Here is a 16,284-nt window from a genome sequence, read left to right on the forward strand (position 1 = left end):
TCTGGATGCATTCACCATAACGCAGAAGCGTCGCGGGGCGGCTGGCCGCATCCGGCCGAGGGCGATAATATGAGAGCGTCGGTCAGGAATCAAGACGCGGTGCGTGTTGCCTCGACGGGAACCGCCTTGAGGTAGCTGGCAAGCTCGACCCGGTTGCGGCCGGCGCGCTTGGCGACATAGAGCGCCTTGTCGGCGGCACTCAGCATGGCGTCGAAATCCAAGCTCTTCGACCGGCCGGGGGCGACGCCAGCGCTAACCGTGCATGTCAGCACTTCGTCGCCAATATGGATCTCGCGCACCTCGAACGCCCGGCGGATGCGCTCGGCCGTCAGTTCCGCCCGACCGGGCATGATCTCCTTCAGCACCAGTACAAATTCCTCGCCGCCGAGCCGGGCAGCGGTGTCACCGCTGCGGCAATGGGCCGAAAGTTCACCGGCGAAGACATTGAGGACGCGGTCGCCGGCGGCATGGCCGAAGCGGTCGTTGACGGATTTGAAATGGTCGATATCGAAGACGATGACGGCGGTGGTCGTTCCCATCGGGCGGGTGCCGTATTGGTCGAAGAGGGCGCGGCGGTTGAGCAGGCCGGTCAGCGGATCGGTGATCGCATCGAGACGATGACGGGCGGCAAGCCGCCATTGATGCAGCGCCAGCGACAGCGCGCCGATCCCGGTCATGCCGGCGATGCAGACGGCAAGGCTCAGATCTTCGGCCCAGTTGCTGGGGGCATGACCCAGCACCAGCTTACCGTCTGCTATCAGCACGGCGGCGCAAAGCACGAAGGAGATCGCCGTCAGCGTATAGAGCGCGGTAATGCCGAGGAGCGGCGCCGGTGCTTCGGCACGGGCGAGCCAATATTGCCGGGCGGTGGCAAAGAGCAAAAGGGCGATGGCGAGATTGTCGGCGATGAAAGCCAGACCGTCATAGCCCGATAACATCGGCACCACGGAAAAGATCATCGCCGCGAGCGCGCGGATCGCGATGGCTCGGATGGACAGGTGGCCAGTGAGAAACTGTCTGCCCGCACCCCATATGGTGGCGAAACCGGCATGAAACAGCACGAAGTTGCCGACGCCAAACCATTTCTCCGGTGTCGTCACATAGGCGCTGTAGACGAAAATGCCGCTGACGACGAGGACCAGGCCGATAGTGGCGGTGAGCAGCACGGTTTCCGCCCGGCGGACAAACCAGCTGCCCATGAGCGTCACGGCAAGGCAGGCCGCGGAAACGCCGAGCGCCAGCAAGAGGGAATTATAGTCAAGCATCATGCTTTTCAGCCTCCGCGACTGCAGCCGCGCCGGATGATGTCGGCAGCTCATGGGGTCGGTGCTGAGGAATGTCTTATGCATCCGTTAACAAATGATGCACCGCACAATACAAATGTTACGCGTTTAACGTTACGCCGGGATTTAGGATAAAAAATCTATTTAAAATTGAAATCTGAAAGCTTACGCCTGCTGGACCACCTGCCAATGCAGGGGAAACATCGGATCGAACACCGTCACCGGACCGGCGCCGGTTTCAATCCTCGCGGGAAAGACGACCGGCTCGGCCTGCCGCGAGAGCGTGATGCGTTCCTCGTTCGGCGGAAGCCCGTACCAGCCCGGCCCGTTCAGCGACACGAAGGTTTCGAGCCGCTCCAGCGCGCCTTCCTGTTCGAAGACATGGGCAAGGCAGCTCATCGTGTTGACCGAGGTATAGATGCCGGCGCAGCCGCAGGCGCATTCCTTCAGCGGATCGACATGCGGGGCGGAATCGGTGCCGAGGAAGAAGCGGGCGTCACCGCTGACGGCCGCCGCACGCAGGGCCAGCCGGTGGCTTTCGCGCTTGGCGACCGGCAGGCAGTAATAATGCGGGCGGATGCCGCCGACGAGGATGGCGTTGCGGTTGATGATCAGATGGTGGGTGGTGATCGAGCCGGCGAGATTGCCCTTGGCCGCCTTGATGTAATCGACGCCGTCTGATGTCGTCACATGCTCCATCGTCACCTTCAGCTCCGGCAGGCGCTGCCGCAGCGGATCGAGCACGGTCTCGATGAAGACAGCCTCACGGTCGAAGATATCGACCTCCGGCGTCGTCACCTCGCCATGGACGCAGAGCGGCAGGCCGATCTTCGCCATGCGCTCCAGCACCGGCATCGCCTTTTCCATGTCGCGGACGCCACCATGCGAATTGGTCGTGGCGCCGGCGGGATAAAGCTTGACGGCGGTGATGAGGCCACTTCTGGCGCCCTCCTCGACATCATCGGGGCTGGTATGTTCGGTCAGATAAAGCGTCATCAGCGGCTGGAAACGATGGCCGTCCGGCAGGGCCTTGAGGATACGCTCGCGATAGGCCTTGGCGTCAGTGGTGGTGACAACCGGCGGCACGAGATTGGGCATGATGATGGCGCGGGCGAAGGTGCGGCTCGTATCGGCGATCACGCCCTCCAGCATGGCGCCGTCGCGCAGATGCAGGTGCCAGTCATCAGGACGGCGGATGGTGATCGATTGCATGGCAGGCCTCCGAAGCGATGCGTCTGCGGCCTCGATAGCACTAAAGCGCGGCGCATTGAAATCGATTCATGCGACGCGCTTTAGCTCTTTGTTTCATGTATGTCGTCATCCCGGAAGCGCTGCACACTTCCGGGCGACATGCATTGGCTTTTACATGAAAACAATCGCCGCGGCATCACGCCAGCGCGATCTCCAGCGTCACATCGGCCGGGCGGCGGTTTTCGAGGATCAGCCGGCCGTTTGGCAGGTCGTTGCCGTAGACCTTGGCGCTGGCGGCCTCCTCGCTCAGCTTATAGCCGCGCCAGCGATCCCAAAGGCGCTCTTCCAGCACCTCGATTGGTGGGGCGAGCATGATCGTGTAGTCGAAGATGCCGTCGAGTTCAGCCCATTTGCCCTGCGTGAAGAGCAGATAATTGCCTTCGATGATGATGAAACGATCCTCGGGAGAAATCGGCCGGGCAGAGGCAATCGCAAGCTCGCGCGAGCGGTCGAAGACGGGGACGAGAACTTCCTGATCTGCGGGGCGAACCGCGCGGACGATATCCAGGAAGCCACGCACATCGAAGGTTTCCGGAATGCCCTTGCGGGCCAGCAGGCCGCGTTCGATGAGAATGGCATTGTCCATGTGGAAACCATCCATGGGCAGCACCGCGACACTCTCGCCTTTCGCCTTCAGGGCGTTGGCCAGATTGTCGGCCATGGTCGATTTGCCGGCACCCGGCGGCCCGGCGATGGCGACAAGGAAACGCCTGGAGTTGCCGGCGCGGTTCAGAACCTCGCCGGCAATTTCGTCTACACTCGCCGTCATGCCGCGACGGGCTCCGTCGGCACCGCCTTGGCGCCGGTCATGAAGGCGACGGCGTCGGACATGGTGTATTCCTTCGGATCGATCACCGTCAGCCGCCGGCCGAGACGATGGATATGGATCCGGTCGGCCACTTCGAAGACATGCGGCATGTTGTGGGAGATCAACACGATCGGCAGGCCGCGGGCGCGCACGTCGAGGATCAGCTCCAGCACGCGGCGGCTTTCCTTGACGCCGAGCGCTGCCGTCGGTTCATCCATGATGATGACCTTCGAGCCGAAGGCGGCGGCGCGGGCGACCGCGACACCCTGGCGCTGACCGCCGGAGAGCGTTTCCACCGCCTGGTTGATGTTCTGGATGGTCATCAGGCCGAGTTCGGTGAGCTTGTTGCGCGCCAGCTTTTCCATGGCCGGCCGGTCGAGCATGCGGAACATCGAGCCAAGCACGCCCGGTTTGCGGATCTCGCGGCCGAGGAACATGTTGTCGGCGATCGACAGCGCCGGCGACAAGGCAAGATTCTGATAGACGGTCTCGATGCCGGCCTCGCGCGCTTCCATCGGCGAGCGGAACTGCACCTGCTTGCCTTCCAGCGTGATCACCCCCTCGTCCGGGGTGACGGCGCCGGAGATCGCCTTGATGAGCGAGGATTTGCCGGCGCCGTTATCGCCGATGACGGCGAGGATTTCACCCGGATAGAGGTCGAAATCGGCATTGTCGAGGGCGGTCACGCGGCCATAACGCTTGACGAGACCGCGGGCGGTGAGAAGGGGTTCGCGAGCCATGATTACACCGAAACCTTTCTGATCCACTGATCGATGGCGACGGCGGCGATGATCAGCACGCCAGTCAAAAGGACTTTCCATTGCGGGTCGGCGCCGAGCATGTTGAGGCCCATCGAGACGACGCCGACGATCATGGCACCGAAGAGCGTGCCGAGAATGGAGCCGCGGCCGCCGAAGAGCGAGATGCCGCCGATCACCGTCGCGGTGATCGCCTGGAGGTTAAAATCGGTCACCGCGGAGGACGGCGAGATCGAGCCGTTGCGGCCGATCGAGACCCAGGCGGCGAAGGCGGCGATGACGCCCGATATCGTGTAGACGGTGAGCAGCACCTTCTTGGTCTGGATGCCGGAGAGTTTGGCCGCCTCGGGATCGTCGCCGACCGCATAGACATGCCGGCCCCAGGCGGTGTGATTGAGGACATACCAGAGCAACAGGACGAGCAGCACCATGGCGATAACGCCGAGGGTGAGCACGGCGGTGCCGGCTTTGAAGCTCATGGCAAAAAGATGCAGCAGCGGCGCCTGTTCGTCGACGTCGGTATCGCGGATCGTCTCATTGGCGGAATAGATGAAATTCGTCGCCATGACGATATTCCAGGTGCCGAGCGTGACGATGAAGGGCGGCAGTTTCATGTAGGCGACGAGGAAGCCGTTCAGCAATCCGCACAGGCCGCCGACAAGCATGCCGGCTGCGACCGCAATCGGTGTCGGTATGCCGTAAGTGATGGCGACATTGCCCATGATGACCGCCGAGATCACCATGATGACGCCGATCGAAAGATCGATACCGGCCGTCAGGATGACCAGCGTCTGGGCGGCGCCGAGAATACCGACGATGGCGATCTGCTGCAGGATCAGCGTCAGCGTGTAGGACGAGAAGAACCGCCCACCGATGGTGATCCCGAAGATGATGATTGCCAGCACCAGCACGATCAGCGGCACGGCGGCCGGCGTCGAGTGGAGAAAATGCTGGGCGCGCTTGATCAGCGAGATATTCTCGTGCTCGAAGGAGGCAACGCTCTTGTCGCTGCCGTCGAGGACACGTTCGAATTCCTGTGTTCCGGTCATGGTTCCTCCTCCGCATCCGCGCGCCGAACTCGCGCAGAAGCCGTCACCGATATCCTTCCGGTCTTTGCTGAGCCGGCTCGTGAGGCGACGGCACATCGTCCGTCGAAAACGGCCGGGGATCAAGCCCCGGCCGCTCTGCTTTCAATCAGACAGGGCTCAGCCCCAGCACTTGTCCGTGCCTTCCTTGGTGTCGATCGACTTGACGCCGGAAACCGGCTTGTCGGTGACGAGCGAGACGCCGGTGTCGAAAAAGGACTTGCCTTCGGTCGGCTTCGGCTTTTCACCGCTGTCGGCGAACTTCTTGATCGCCTCGATGCCGAGCGACGCCATCAGCAGCGGATATTGCTGCGAGGTGGCGCCGATGACGCCTTCCTTGACCGATTTCACGCCCGGGCAACCGCCGTCGACCGAGACGATCAGCACGTTCTTTTCCATGCCGACGGCCTTCAGCGCCTGATAGGCGCCGACAGCGGCCGGCTCGTTGATCGTGTGGATGACGTTGATGCTCGGATCCTTCTGCAGAAGGTTTTCCATGGCCTTGCGGCCGCCTTCTTCATTGCCGTTGGTCACGTCATGACCGACGACGCGCTTGTCGTCCTCGTCGCCGATCTTGTTCGGGTCCTTCGGATCGATGCCGAAGCCCATCATGAAGCCCTGGTCGCGCAGAACGTCGACCGTCGGCTGCGACGGGGTCAGGTCGAGGAAGCCGACCTTGGCGTCCTTGGCCTTGTCGCCCATCGTTTCCTTGGCCCACTGGCCGATCAGTTTGCCGGCGAGCAGGTTGTCGGTGGCGAAGGTGGCGTCGGCGGCATCGGCCGGCTCGAGCGGCGTATCGAGAGCGATGACCAGCAGGCCGGCTTCACGCGCCTTCTTGACCGAAGAGACGATGCCCTTGGTGTCGGAAGCAGCAATCAGGATGCCCTTTGCGCCATCGGCAATGCAGCTTTCGATCGCTGCGACCTGGCTTTCGCTGTCACCGTCGATCTTGCCGGCATAGGACTTCAGCGAGACGCCGAGTTCCTTGGCCTTGGCCGTCGCACCTTCCTTCATCTTGACGAAGAAGGGGTTGGTGTCGGTCTTGGTGATGAGGCAGGCAGCCACGTCAGCCGCCATGACAGGAGCGGAAAAGGTGACACCAAGCGCGAGCGCGCCGAAAGCGAGAACAGATTTCTTCATGGAACTCCTCCCAGAGTTTGCCGGCGCCGCCCGTGCGGGGCCGGAATTTACAGAACGACACTTCGCCGTGGATCGCAATGCCTCCACCGGTCCCGTGCCCTTGACGACGGCAATTAAGAGCGAAAAGAAATCGCCTTGTCAATAAATAAATCCAATTGAATTATTAATCCGATGTGGCATGCTCGATCGAATTAGGGCATAGGCCAACAATCGGGAGGAGCGGCCATGTCGTCCTTGGATGGACCGGCAAACATACCGGTCCCGCCACCAATTCTGAATCCGGCCGGCGGTGCGAACCAGGTCAGGGTGCGGGCCTATAACGAACGGCTCGTGCTGTCGCTGGTGCGTCTCTACGGCGCGCTGTCGAAGGCCGATATCGCGCGCCGCAGCGGGCTGTCGGCGCAGACCGTCTCCGTCATTATGCGGGTGCTGGAGAAGGAAGGACTGCTGTCGCGCGGGGAACCGGTGCGGGGCCGTGTCGGCCAGCCTTCGATCCCGATGCATCTCAATCCCGACGCCGTCTATTCCTTCGGCCTGAAGATGGGCCGGCGCAGCGCCGACCTGGTGCTGATGGATTTCGTCGGCCGCATCCGCATGCAGCTGCACCGGACCTATTCCTATCCGCTGCCGGATGAGATCCTTGCCTTCGTCACCTCGGGCATCCGCGAACTCGAAAACCGGCTCGACGACAAGCAGCGCGGCCGCATTGCCGGCCTCGGCATCGCCGCCCCCTTCGAGCTCTGGAACTGGGCCGAAGAGGTGGGCGCGCCGGCCGGCGCCATGGAGGTCTGGCGCGAGATCGACCTGCAGGCCGACATCGCCTCCCGCGTCTCCCATCCGGTCTTTCTGCAGAATGATGCGACCAGCGCCTGCGGCGCCGAACTCGTCTTCGGCGTCGGACCTTCCTATCCGGATTTCGTCTATTTCTTCATCGGTTCCTTCATCGGCGGCGGCATCGTCCTCAATTCGGCGATCTTTTCCGGCCGCACCGGCACGGCGGGCGCGATCGGGCCGCTGCCCGTGCGCGGCAAGGACGGCGAGACCAAGCAGTTGCTCGAAATCGCCTCGATCTTCGTGCTCGAAAACATGCTGCGCGAGCGCGGCATCGATCCCGAGCCGCTCTGGTATTCGGCCGACGGCTGGGTGGATTTCGGCGAGCCGATGGAAGCCTGGATCCAGGACAGCGCCAAAGCGCTGGCGCAGGCGATCGTCGCCGCCGCCTCGATCGTCGATTTCAGCGCGGCCGTCATCGACGGCGGCTTTCCCGATTGGGTGCGCAGCCGCGTGGTTCAGGCCACCATCGACGAAGCCGCCAAGCTCGACCTGCAGGGCGTCGTCATGCCCGAAATCATCGAGGGCGCAGTCGGCGCCCAGGCGCGCGCCATCGGCGGCGCCAGCCTGCCGATCTTCGCGCGTTACCTCACCGACCAGAACGTACTCTTCAAGGAGGTAGACCATGCTGAAAGGACTTGATCCGCTGTTGAGCCCGGAGCTGCTTTTTACGCTTCGCGCCATGGGCCACGGCGACGAGATCGCCATCGTCGACGGCAATTATCCGGGCGTCGAACATGCCCGCCGGCTGATCCGGCTCGACGGCCACCGCCTCATCCCGGTTCTCAACGCCGTGCTCAGCGTGTTGCCGATCGACGATTTCGTGGCGGAAGCAATCTTCCGTTCGACCGTCAAGGCCGAGCGCGACAAGCTCGACCCCGTGCATGAGGAGATGATCGACTGCTGCGCGCGCCACGAGCCGCACCGGCAGGTGGTGCCGCTGATCGGCCAGGATTTCTACGGACGGGTGAAGACTGCCCATGCGGTGATCCAGACCGGCGAGCCCAGGCTCTATGCCAATATCATCCTGCGCAAGGGGGTGATCTATCCCAAGGAAGCGGACGCCCATGCGGCGGCCGAGGTGGATCCGTTCGTCTATTAGCGGGTCACCCGTCGATTTCGACTTCCGCTTCACAGTTTACGGGCGCATTCAAAGGGATGGCCATGCCGATGGACGAGCGGGCGTGGGCGCCAACATTGGGCCCGTACAGCTCCAGTATCAGATCGGAATAGCCGTTTGTGACCAGCGGCGTCTCATCGAAACCCGGAGCAACATTTACCATGGCGAAGACGCGCAACCAAGCCGTGACACGATCAAGGTCTCCGACAGCACGTTTGAGGCTGGCGAGATGGGCCAGGGCAACGAGCCGGGCCGACGCGTAACCCTGCTCTGGCGAGACCTCCCCTCCGACCTTACCAAGCGGGGTTGCCAATGTCCCATCGCGGTTGCACGCGACGTGACCCGAAATGTAGGCGCGGTTGCCGCGCACCCGCACCCAGACGAAGGGCATTCGCAACCCTTCGCGAACTTTCAAAGGTTCGGGCAATTCCAGACCCATTTCGGCCAGACGTTGTTCGATGACGGCCATGGCGCACCTCCCGGCATGGGTCAAGGTACGATGTTGTCGAGCTCCGGCATCAGAACGACGCTCTCGTTGGCTGCCGGGTCATTGCGGGCACCGAGGAACTCGGCGTTTTCGGTGCTGCGATTGACGGCCACATGGGGAACGCCGGCCGGAATGAAGAGATAGTCGCCGGCGTGGACCAATTCGCACTGTTCGAGCTCCGACCCCGACCAGATCTCGATCTCCCGGCCCGCGGTCATGAGAAGGGCGGTCTCGTGTCCCTCATGGCGATGAGCCCTGGTTCTTCTGCCTGCGGGTAGCGAAATCGTCCCGAGCCACAGCATGGTTGATCCGACGCTTTCCGCCGAGACGCCCGAGCGATAGACTGACCCCTGCTCGGCGACATGGCTGCCGCTCCCGCGTACGACTTTCGCGGTTAATACATGCGGATTTTTCGGTTGCGTTGCTTCGTTCTTCATTGCTCTCACCACTTCAACCGTTGCACTGAAGCAGAATCTGCGCGCTCAGCCGACGCAAGTCCTGAAGCCGAGCCGAAAAATTCCGAAAAGCTGCGAAATCGGGGTATCATTCCCGGCCATGAACACCCAGCACCTTGCCTTCGGCCACTTCGAGTTCATTGCCGAGAACGGATGCCTGTTTCGCGACAATAGGCCTGTCGCTATCGGCGCCCGAGGTGCTTCGCTGCTTGCCGTTCTGCTTTCGGCACAGGGGGGTGTCGTCTCCAAGTCGGCCCTGATGGATGCCGTTTGGCCGGGATTGGCCGTCGAGGAAAGCAATCTTTCCGTTCAGATTGCTGCCCTTCGTAAGCTGCTCGGCCCTGCATCAGACGGCAGCGAATGGATCGTCACCGTTCCGCGGGTCGGGTACAGATTCTCCGGCCCAGTGGAGAGCCGGACCGACGCAGCCGATAGCGGATGGCATGCGCAGACCGGTTCGATCCCGGCGATTGCGGTACTGCCGCTCGAAAATCTCGGCGGCGATGCTGAAAGACAGTATCTGGCCGACGGCATCACCGACGACCTGATCATGGCGCTCGTTCGGTTCAGATGGTTCCGCGTCACGCCACGTGGGGCGAGTTTCACAAGGAGGAATGGCTTGAGGGATCCGCAATCTATCGCGCGCGAACTTGGCGTCGATTTTCTAGTGGATGGAGCTATCCGGTATACCCGCGATCAAATCCGGATATCGGTGCACCTCGCCGACACAGCGAAAGGCGCCACCGTCTGGTCCGAACATTACGATCTTCAGGTGGCCGAGATATTTGCGGTGCAAGACGCCATCGCCGAGCGGATTGCCGCGGCGGTCGAGCCCGAGCTGCTGTTGCGCCATGGGCTTCAGGTCGCTCCGCACACCGGCAACATCACTGCCTGGGATCTTGTACGGCAAGGCACATTCAATTTCCATAAGGTCACGCAGTCCACCCACCTTGTCGCACGTCGATTTTTCCGTGAGGCCACGGAGCTTGATCCCATGCTGCCAGAGGCGCAGATCTGGCGGGCACGGGTCAATGCGGGCCTCATTGCCTACGGCTGGACAGATAACCCCGCCGCGGACGGGAAGGAAGGATTGGATGCGGCCCTGCGGGCGATCTATCTCGACGCGCGAAACCCGTACTCGCACTATGCGCTGGCGATTGTGTCGGCCTATACAGGCAGGGCTGACCAGGCGATCCTCGCAGCAGAACGGTCCATCGAACTCGGTTCGAGTTTCGCCTTGGGCTATCTCGTCCTCGGCATGGCCCGTCTTTTTTGGGGTGATGCGGCCGGCGCGCGCAAGCCCCTGGCTCGCGGCCTCGAACTCAACCCCCATGATCCGCAGAATGCGGTTTGGTTCAGCCTCTTGATGCTTGCACTGTTGTTTTCGGGCGACGTCGAGAGCGCGCTCGAAACGGGGCGTACGGCGTTAAAGGCGCGGCCTGACTGGCCGGCGCTTCTGCGCATTCAGGCGTGCTGCCATACGGCCGTGGGACATCGTGAGCAGGCTCGCCGCTTTGCTGCGGCGGCCGGCGACCTTCCCGAAGCTGCCGGCGATGCGCTTGGTCCGTTCAGAGATGGCAACAAGGAATGGGCCACCCGCCTGGACGAGCTGCTGCGAGAGGCGGAACTTTAAAACGACCGGCAGGAGCCGACGTCGAGCGGTTGCATAGACACGCGCGGGATCAGGCCGGTGAAACGATGAGGACACGGATCTCACATGGCACCTGACATGAGCACGACCCCTCGTCGCAGCACCACTGGTCTGCGCAAGTTTCTGGATCCTGAGCAGCAGCGCGATTGGATAGAAAGCGAGGCGGACTTGATCGACGCCGAAGAGCGCCTGGAGTCCCTGGAACAGCGGTTCAAGTACGTCGCCCGGTTCGAGAAGCTGCTTCATCGCCCGCAGGCGCAAGACGTTCTGGAAATTCTCGGGGTTTACGGGCAGGCCTGCATCCCCATCCCACGCAAGACCGAGCGTCACTACTGGTCAGTTTCATGTCTGCCCTCGACCTCCGACAAGCCGCTCATCCGCGTTAATGCGAGCTGGATGGAGCTTTTCACGCTCTACGCCGACGGCGAGGGCCTGCGTGCACGATTCCTGGTGCATCTTTCGCATTTCACCACGGATCATTCACCCGCGCAGGGCGACGTGGACAAGCCTTTTCTCGAGAACTGCGTCGCGACGCCCGGAGACGTCGGTTACTTTTTTCCGCGGGGCGAGGACATTTTCGGCATCACTGTGCGAGGCTCGGCCTCGATCCGTAAATTCCTCGCGGAGCGCCGCATCCTGCGCGCCATTCGGACTTTCAATGTGACGCACATGAACCGAGGTCGGAACGCCTATCAGGCGAGCCACTGCTATAGCCTGGCGGATACGATGCTGGCAGATTGATCGGCTCCGGGATGCGCCCTGCACCCATCCGGCGACCGGGATCCCTTCGTGTATTAGCCAGGGAGTTTCCTCCCTCTCTCCTGCCTACTCAAAGTGCTGCAACGTCCCCTGCACGTCCGAAAAGAGGCGCAGTGCTATAAACGCGTTGGCGATTGTTATCTGGATTGGGTCCGACAGCGGTCGGTTCGATGCCGATCCCCCGGCGGATTCTTCAACCGTTCGAAAGAACGGGAGATTGCGGCGACCGATGGACAGGAACCGAATCCTCATCCGATTTACGGCAAAGATATCCATTGTGCGCAGCGAAACTCCCGTGCGTTGGTAAAGGCAACCCACCATTAACCTACCAAGCGCACGATCTTTGGGATGTGTCGGTGCCGCGCGGCTTCACCAGCCACTGCGATATCGGCCATCTTAATTCCGCCCGAATGAATTGAGGCGGTCTTCGATCACGGCCTGGGACCACCGATGCCGTGACGTTGCGCCATCCGTCATCGGCATTCGGTGATGCGCGCGTACCAAACTGGCCATGACGGCTCTTCACACAACAGGAGCCTGTTCATATGCCTCGCATCCAACCAACAAGACCGCAGATGGAGATTGTTGCCTGGCTCGCGATCTTCCTGCTTCTCTTCTGCCTATCTTGGCTGCTCCAATGGCACGAAGAGCTGGATGGGTTCATCGAGAAGCATCATGACTATCCGCTGGATCACGCGCTCCTCGCCCTGAATATTTCCGGGTTTCTCGGGCTCATTTATTCCGCGCTGAGAATCCGGGATCTTTCGAGGGAGGTTCATCGCAGGCTGCAGGCCGAAAAGAATGTAGACTGGATTGCCTGTCACGACACGCTGACCGAGCTGCCCAACCGCAGATTTCTGGATTCCGTATGCGCGCAGGCGATGACCGATCAAAGGGAAGAAACCTACGCCGTGTTCAGCATCGATCTCGACGGCTTCAAGAAGATCAACGATCTCCTCGGGCACGATCACGGTGATGCGGTGCTGAAGACTGTTGCCCAGCGGCTCTCTTCCCTCTTTCCGCGTGAGCATGTTTTCCGCCTTGGCGGAGACGAGTTCGTTGTTCTGGCGCGGCGCGCTGGAAATCCCGATCTTGTCGCGTTGGGGAACCGCATAGTGACCGTGATCGGCAAACCGTTCACATTCAATGGCGTCGCCGTCGACCTCGGCGCCAGTGTCGGCTTCGCGCTTTATCCGGAGAACGGCGATGACCTCAGTCAAGTCATTCGACATTCAGACTGTGCGATGTATGTGGCGAAAAAGCAGGGGCGCAATCTGGTGAAGCCCTTCGTGTCTTCGATGCAGGACGAGTTGGCGAAGCGGGTTCGGGTGGAAGCGGATCTGAGAGCAGCCATCAAGAAGGCTGAGATCGTTCCCTACTATCAACCTCTCGTAGACCTGAAGACGAATAGGATTATCGGCTTCGAGGCCCTGGCACGCTGGAAGACGGCCTCCGGCGAATTCATCCCACCGAACGAGTTCATTCCTGTGGCAGAGGAAGCCGGCCTGATCGTCGAATTGACCGACCAACTGCTTCGCCACGCCTGCACCGATGCGCTTTCGTGGCCAAGTGAGCTTGTCCTGTCATTCAACCTTTCTCCGATCCAACTGAGCGACCGACTACTGGGGCTGCGAATTCTCAAGATATTGGGCGATGTCGGTCTGCCCGCGCATCGGATCGAGCTTGAGGTGACGGAGAGCGCCATCATCCAAGATGCCGTCACGGCACGAATCGTGCTCGACGATCTGGTGAACGCAGGCGTCAGGATTGCTCTCGACGACTTTGGAACAGGTTATTCCAGCCTCTCACAATTATCCAACTACCGGTTCGACAAGATCAAGATCGACAGGAGTTTCGTCTCCTCATTCGGGACCAATGACAAGCAAGACAAGGTGATCAAGGCGATCATCGCTCTCGGTGTGGGACTTGGCGTGACGATAACGGCCGAGGGTATCGAAGAGGAGAGCCAGCTTCAGCGGCTTCAGGACCTGGGTTGCGACATCGGCCAAGGGTATCTGCTTGGCAGGCCAGCGCCGGTCGCGGAGCTTGCCACAGGCCAGGTCAGCGCCAGAATTTTGCAACGCGGTTGATGGGGGCCGCGGTATGTCGGCTCTGAATGAGAGCCGATACGAGCTTACCGACTTCAAGTTACACTTATCAATTCCTCACTTTTCGCCCAAAGTCGCTTGGCCTTGTCGGCGTCGAGCGCATAGGACCTGACGCCGTCGGCAAAGGGGTTGGGCGTGTCATTGATCGGCGCGACCGCGCAATCTTCGAGATAATGTCCACCGATTTCGTCCTTATCAGCCACGACTGCGGCCCAGATCGACGTTGCCGCCACCTGCGGGATGTCTTTCAGCTCTGCCGGCGGAAGACCGGCTTCGGCGCGGGCTTTGCCAACGGCCTCGAACAGGCCCTGCAAGTCTTCCTGCCGGAGATGGCGGGGCAGATCTGTGAGGCTATTGCCGGGCATCACCGAGGCGGCTCGAATGCCGCGGTCGCGATGCCGCGTGTCGAATTCCGCGGCGAAGAGAGACGTTGCCGTCTTCGATCGGCCGTAGGCGAGCCATGGATCGTAGGCCTGTCGCTCGAAATTCGGATCGTCCAGGTCGACATCGGCGACGCGATGCGCCTGGGACGACAGCACCACCAGGCGGCCGTTATCGGTAAGCAGCGGCTCGATCCGATTGACCAAGGCGAAATGACCGAGATGGTTGGTCCCGAACTGGAGTTCGAAGCCGTCGGCCGTCCGAGCGAACGGGGTTGCCATGACGCCGGCATTGGCGATGATGGAATCGAACGGCCGGCCGGCCGCCAACAGCCTGTCGGCACAGGCGCGAACGCTTTGCAGGGATGCCAGATCGAGCTCGATCAGCTCCAGGCTGCCACCTCCTTGCGACGCGGCGTCACGCACCGATGCCGTGACCCGCTCGGCTTTGGCGAGGTCCCTGACCGCGCCGACGACGCTTGCGCCGTGAGCCGCCAATGCGCGGGCGGTTTCAAGCCCAATGCCTGACGATACGCCGGTAATGAGAAACCGCTTTCCCTTGAGATCGACGCCGGCAAGCACCTCGTCGGCGGTCGACTTTGCACCAAATTTCTCGGTCATTTCTTTTCCTTCAATTGCGCGGGTAAGAGTTTCGTCTTGGTCTTCGACGTTCAGATTGCCAAGCCACCGGCCACGTCGATCACGCCACCGGTGATGTAGCTGCCGTTCGGCCCTGCCAGATGACAGATGAGGGCAGACACCTCCTCAAGCGTCGCAATCCGTCGAATGGCGTGCAGGTTCATGAGCGCCTCGGGGACACCCTCGCCCAGCACCTCTGCCGGCATGTCGGTCCGCACCCCCTCAGATTTCATAACATTCATTACGATAACAATCGGTAGGAAATTTGACATGCGCTGTCAACCGGTTTAGTAACGGTCATTATGAAATAAGCTGGATTGACCTGATGGGACGCCATCGCGAATTCGATGTGGAGAAAGCGCTCGATGCCGCTTTATGCGTCTTCTGGCGCAAGGGCTACGAGGGCGCCTCCTATACCGACCTGACCGAGGCTGCCGGCGTCGAGAGACCCGCCCTCTATTCTGCATTCGGCAACAAGGAAGCCCTCTTCCGCCTGGCCCTCGATCGCTATTCCGAGCGATTCCTGCACTATATTCCGGAGGCGCTGCAGCTGCCCACGTCGCGTCAAGTTGCTGCACATATCCTCTTCAACGCAGCCGATCTCAATACGCGTTATCCCGACCATACCGGATGCCTCGGCATCAATGGCGCCGTGGCGGGATCGGATGACGCCGAACCTGTGCGGCAAGCGTTGATCGATTTCCGTGCGGCTGGTCAGGCGCAGCTTCGTGAACGCTTCGAACGGGCAAAGGCCGAGGGCGACTTGCCGGAGACGGCCAAAGCCGATGCCCTTGCAGCTTTCGTGATGGCTCTCACGCATGGCATGGCGGTGCAGGCCAAAGCCGGGTTCAGCCGTGAGATGCTGGAGGCCGTTGTCGAACAAGCGCTGTCCACCTGGCCGACCGGCCGTTTCACACTTTGATATCACGGTGTTACGCGACGGAGGCAAACTAAAGGCGGGGAAGATGTCCCCACCCTCAAAGGCCTACGCGCCGGATTTAGGCATAACGATGCGAATGGGGCGGCTACCGATCGGTGCGCCGGTTACACGGTCTATGGTTACCGGATCGATCTCGGTTCCCGTCTCTTCATCGAAAAATTGGGTGACATCGCCACCGGCACGGTGCTTCCGGCCCCAGGCGCCGAGAGCAAACAGCACCGGCAGGAAATCCTGACCCGCTTCTGTCAGGACATACTCATCCCGGGGCGGCCGCTCAGAATAACGCCGTTTCTCCAGGAGCCCCTCCTCTGTCAGAGCCGCCAGCCGACTGGTCAACATGGTCGGTGCTATGCCCAGACTCTTGCGGAACGCGTCGAAGCGGGTCGACCCGGCATGAGCATCGCGCATGATCAGCATACTCCAAGCATCACCCACCAAGGCGAGGCTACGGGCAATCAGACAGGGCTGGTTTGAAAGATTCTTCATATTGATATCTTTTTGATAGTGACTTAGTTGTAAATTGATAGTAACTGAATGCGGAACGATATTCCACCGCAAAGGACGATCCAAATGCAGGCAGGGTCAGTCG

At 61.3% G+C, this 16,284-nt stretch carries 17 protein-coding genes; 6 read left to right on the top strand and 11 right to left on the bottom strand.

Going from position 1 to position 16,284, the window contains the following annotated elements; genetic code table 11:
• Positions 1-89: 89 nt before the first annotated feature.
• The 6 genes from OIU37_RS16780 to OIU37_RS16805 all read right to left on the bottom strand — a co-directional run bounded on the left by OIU37_RS16780 (position 90) and on the right by OIU37_RS16805 (position 6,325).
• A complete protein-coding gene (locus OIU37_RS16780; RefSeq protein WP_240604153.1) occupies positions 90-1,268 on the bottom strand; it encodes a GGDEF domain-containing protein in 1,179 nt (392 codons plus the stop codon).
• 180 nt (positions 1,269-1,448) lie between these two features.
• Positions 1,449-2,495, bottom strand: coding sequence for a dihydroorotase (gene pyrC / locus OIU37_RS16785; RefSeq protein WP_264258104.1), 1,047 nt, complete (start codon positions 2,493-2,495; stop codon positions 1,449-1,451).
• 175 nt (positions 2,496-2,670) lie between these two features.
• Complete coding sequence (locus tag OIU37_RS16790; RefSeq protein WP_264258105.1) at positions 2,671-3,303, bottom strand: nucleoside triphosphate hydrolase; 633 nt, start codon at positions 3,301-3,303, stop codon at positions 2,671-2,673.
• A complete protein-coding gene (locus OIU37_RS16795) occupies positions 3,300-4,082 on the bottom strand; it encodes an ATP-binding cassette domain-containing protein (protein ID WP_180693908.1) in 783 nt (260 codons plus the stop codon). Before OIU37_RS16795 ends, OIU37_RS16790 begins: the two co-directional genes overlap by 4 nt.
• A 2-nt stretch (positions 4,083-4,084) precedes the next feature.
• Positions 4,085-5,149, bottom strand: a complete 1,065-nt coding sequence (locus OIU37_RS16800; protein WP_182210678.1) for an ABC transporter permease — start codon at positions 5,147-5,149, stop codon at positions 4,085-4,087.
• Between the two features lie 156 nt (positions 5,150-5,305).
• Positions 5,306-6,325, bottom strand: coding sequence for a sugar ABC transporter substrate-binding protein (locus OIU37_RS16805; protein WP_182210676.1), 1,020 nt, complete (start codon positions 6,323-6,325; stop codon positions 5,306-5,308).
• 225 nt (positions 6,326-6,550) lie between these two features.
• Here OIU37_RS16805 and OIU37_RS16810 point away from each other — a divergent pair, with 225 nt between their 5' ends.
• Positions 6,551-7,798 carry an ROK family transcriptional regulator gene (locus OIU37_RS16810; protein ID WP_182210674.1) on the top strand — a complete coding sequence of 416 codons (1,248 nt, stop codon included), beginning with the start codon at positions 6,551-6,553 and terminating at the stop codon, positions 7,796-7,798.
• Positions 7,782-8,258, top strand: a complete 477-nt coding sequence (locus OIU37_RS16815; protein WP_182210672.1) for an RbsD/FucU family protein — start codon at positions 7,782-7,784, stop codon at positions 8,256-8,258. Before OIU37_RS16810 ends, OIU37_RS16815 begins: the two co-directional genes overlap by 17 nt.
• Before the next feature lie 4 nt (positions 8,259-8,262).
• Here the strand turns inward: OIU37_RS16815 and OIU37_RS16820 are convergent, their stop codons facing one another.
• Both OIU37_RS16820 and OIU37_RS16825 read right to left on the bottom strand, forming a co-directional pair.
• Entirely contained in the window at positions 8,263-8,745 is a 483-nt protein-coding gene (locus OIU37_RS16820; RefSeq protein WP_168307879.1) for a RidA family protein, read from the bottom strand.
• Between the two features lie 20 nt (positions 8,746-8,765).
• On the bottom strand, positions 8,766-9,200 hold the full coding sequence (locus OIU37_RS16825; protein WP_168314566.1) for a cupin domain-containing protein: 435 nt from the start codon (positions 9,198-9,200) through the stop codon (positions 8,766-8,768).
• A gap of 118 nt (positions 9,201-9,318) precedes the next feature.
• Here OIU37_RS16825 and OIU37_RS16830 point away from each other — a divergent pair, with 118 nt between their 5' ends.
• The 3 genes from OIU37_RS16830 (at position 9,319) to OIU37_RS16840 (ending at position 13,718) form a co-directional block, all read left to right on the top strand.
• The gene (locus OIU37_RS16830) at positions 9,319-10,851 is read left to right on the top strand and encodes a winged helix-turn-helix domain-containing protein (RefSeq protein WP_168307881.1); all 1,533 of its coding nucleotides are present in this window, start codon (positions 9,319-9,321) and stop codon (positions 10,849-10,851) included.
• Between the two features lie 84 nt (positions 10,852-10,935).
• Positions 10,936-11,610, top strand: coding sequence for a hypothetical protein (locus tag OIU37_RS16835; RefSeq protein ID WP_264258106.1), 675 nt, complete (start codon positions 10,936-10,938; stop codon positions 11,608-11,610).
• Positions 11,611-12,173: 563 nt separating this feature from the next.
• Positions 12,174-13,718: a bifunctional diguanylate cyclase/phosphodiesterase gene (locus tag OIU37_RS16840; RefSeq protein ID WP_264258107.1), complete on the top strand. Its 1,545-nt coding sequence runs from the start codon at positions 12,174-12,176 to the stop codon at positions 13,716-13,718.
• Positions 13,719-13,771: 53 nt separating this feature from the next.
• Here OIU37_RS16840 and OIU37_RS16845 read toward each other — a convergent pair whose 3' ends face one another.
• Positions 13,772-14,737, bottom strand: coding sequence for an SDR family NAD(P)-dependent oxidoreductase (locus OIU37_RS16845; protein ID WP_264258108.1), 966 nt, complete (start codon positions 14,735-14,737; stop codon positions 13,772-13,774).
• A 50-nt stretch (positions 14,738-14,787) separates the two neighbouring features.
• Entirely contained in the window at positions 14,788-15,027 is a 240-nt protein-coding gene (locus OIU37_RS16850; protein WP_319004733.1) for an SDR family oxidoreductase, read from the bottom strand.
• Between the two features lie 53 nt (positions 15,028-15,080).
• Here OIU37_RS16850 and OIU37_RS16855 point away from each other — a divergent pair, with 53 nt between their 5' ends.
• Entirely contained in the window at positions 15,081-15,677 is a 597-nt protein-coding gene (locus OIU37_RS16855) for a TetR/AcrR family transcriptional regulator (protein ID WP_180693912.1), read from the top strand.
• Between the two features lie 63 nt (positions 15,678-15,740).
• Here OIU37_RS16855 and OIU37_RS16860 read toward each other — a convergent pair whose 3' ends face one another.
• Complete coding sequence (locus OIU37_RS16860; protein ID WP_182210742.1) at positions 15,741-16,181, bottom strand: helix-turn-helix domain-containing protein; 441 nt, start codon at positions 16,179-16,181, stop codon at positions 15,741-15,743.
• Between the last annotated feature and the right edge of the window lie 103 nt (positions 16,182-16,284).

Origin of the sequence: Rhizobium sp. BT-226 (genome assembly GCF_025847085.2) — a bacterium.
Lineage (GTDB): Bacteria > Pseudomonadota > Alphaproteobacteria > Rhizobiales > Rhizobiaceae > Rhizobium > Rhizobium sophorae.

Bases quoted from the DNA above. Each gene is read 5' to 3' on its own strand.
- OIU37_RS16855 (WP_180693912.1), top strand. From the start codon at position 15,081: ATGGGACGCCATCGCGAATTCGATGTGGAGAAAGCGCTCGATGCCGCT.
- OIU37_RS16860 (WP_182210742.1), bottom strand. From the start codon at position 16,181: ATGAAGAATCTTTCAAACCAGCCCTGTCTGATTGCCCGTAGCCTCGCC.
- OIU37_RS16810 (WP_182210674.1), top strand. From the start codon at position 6,551: ATGTCGTCCTTGGATGGACCGGCAAACATACCGGTCCCGCCACCAATT.
- OIU37_RS16795 (WP_180693908.1), bottom strand. From the start codon at position 4,082: ATGGCTCGCGAACCCCTTCTCACCGCCCGCGGTCTCGTCAAGCGTTAT.
- OIU37_RS16820 (WP_168307879.1), bottom strand. From the start codon at position 8,745: ATGGCCGTCATCGAACAACGTCTGGCCGAAATGGGTCTGGAATTGCCC.
- pyrC (WP_264258104.1), bottom strand. From the start codon at position 2,495: ATGCAATCGATCACCATCCGCCGTCCTGATGACTGGCACCTGCATCTG.
- OIU37_RS16790 (WP_264258105.1), bottom strand. From the start codon at position 3,303: ATGACGGCGAGTGTAGACGAAATTGCCGGCGAGGTTCTGAACCGCGCC.
- OIU37_RS16840 (WP_264258107.1), top strand. From the start codon at position 12,174: ATGCCTCGCATCCAACCAACAAGACCGCAGATGGAGATTGTTGCCTGG.
- OIU37_RS16830 (WP_168307881.1), top strand. From the start codon at position 9,319: ATGAACACCCAGCACCTTGCCTTCGGCCACTTCGAGTTCATTGCCGAG.
- OIU37_RS16815 (WP_182210672.1), top strand. From the start codon at position 7,782: ATGCTGAAAGGACTTGATCCGCTGTTGAGCCCGGAGCTGCTTTTTACG.
- OIU37_RS16805 (WP_182210676.1), bottom strand. From the start codon at position 6,325: ATGAAGAAATCTGTTCTCGCTTTCGGCGCGCTCGCGCTTGGTGTCACC.
- OIU37_RS16800 (WP_182210678.1), bottom strand. From the start codon at position 5,149: ATGACCGGAACACAGGAATTCGAACGTGTCCTCGACGGCAGCGACAAG.
- OIU37_RS16845 (WP_264258108.1), bottom strand. From the start codon at position 14,737: ATGACCGAGAAATTTGGTGCAAAGTCGACCGCCGACGAGGTGCTTGCC.
- OIU37_RS16825 (WP_168314566.1), bottom strand. From the start codon at position 9,200: ATGAAGAACGAAGCAACGCAACCGAAAAATCCGCATGTATTAACCGCG.
- OIU37_RS16850 (WP_319004733.1), bottom strand. From the start codon at position 15,027: ATGTCAAATTTCCTACCGATTGTTATCGTAATGAATGTTATGAAATCT.
- OIU37_RS16835 (WP_264258106.1), top strand. From the start codon at position 10,936: ATGGCACCTGACATGAGCACGACCCCTCGTCGCAGCACCACTGGTCTG.
- OIU37_RS16780 (WP_240604153.1), bottom strand. From the start codon at position 1,268: ATGATGCTTGACTATAATTCCCTCTTGCTGGCGCTCGGCGTTTCCGCG.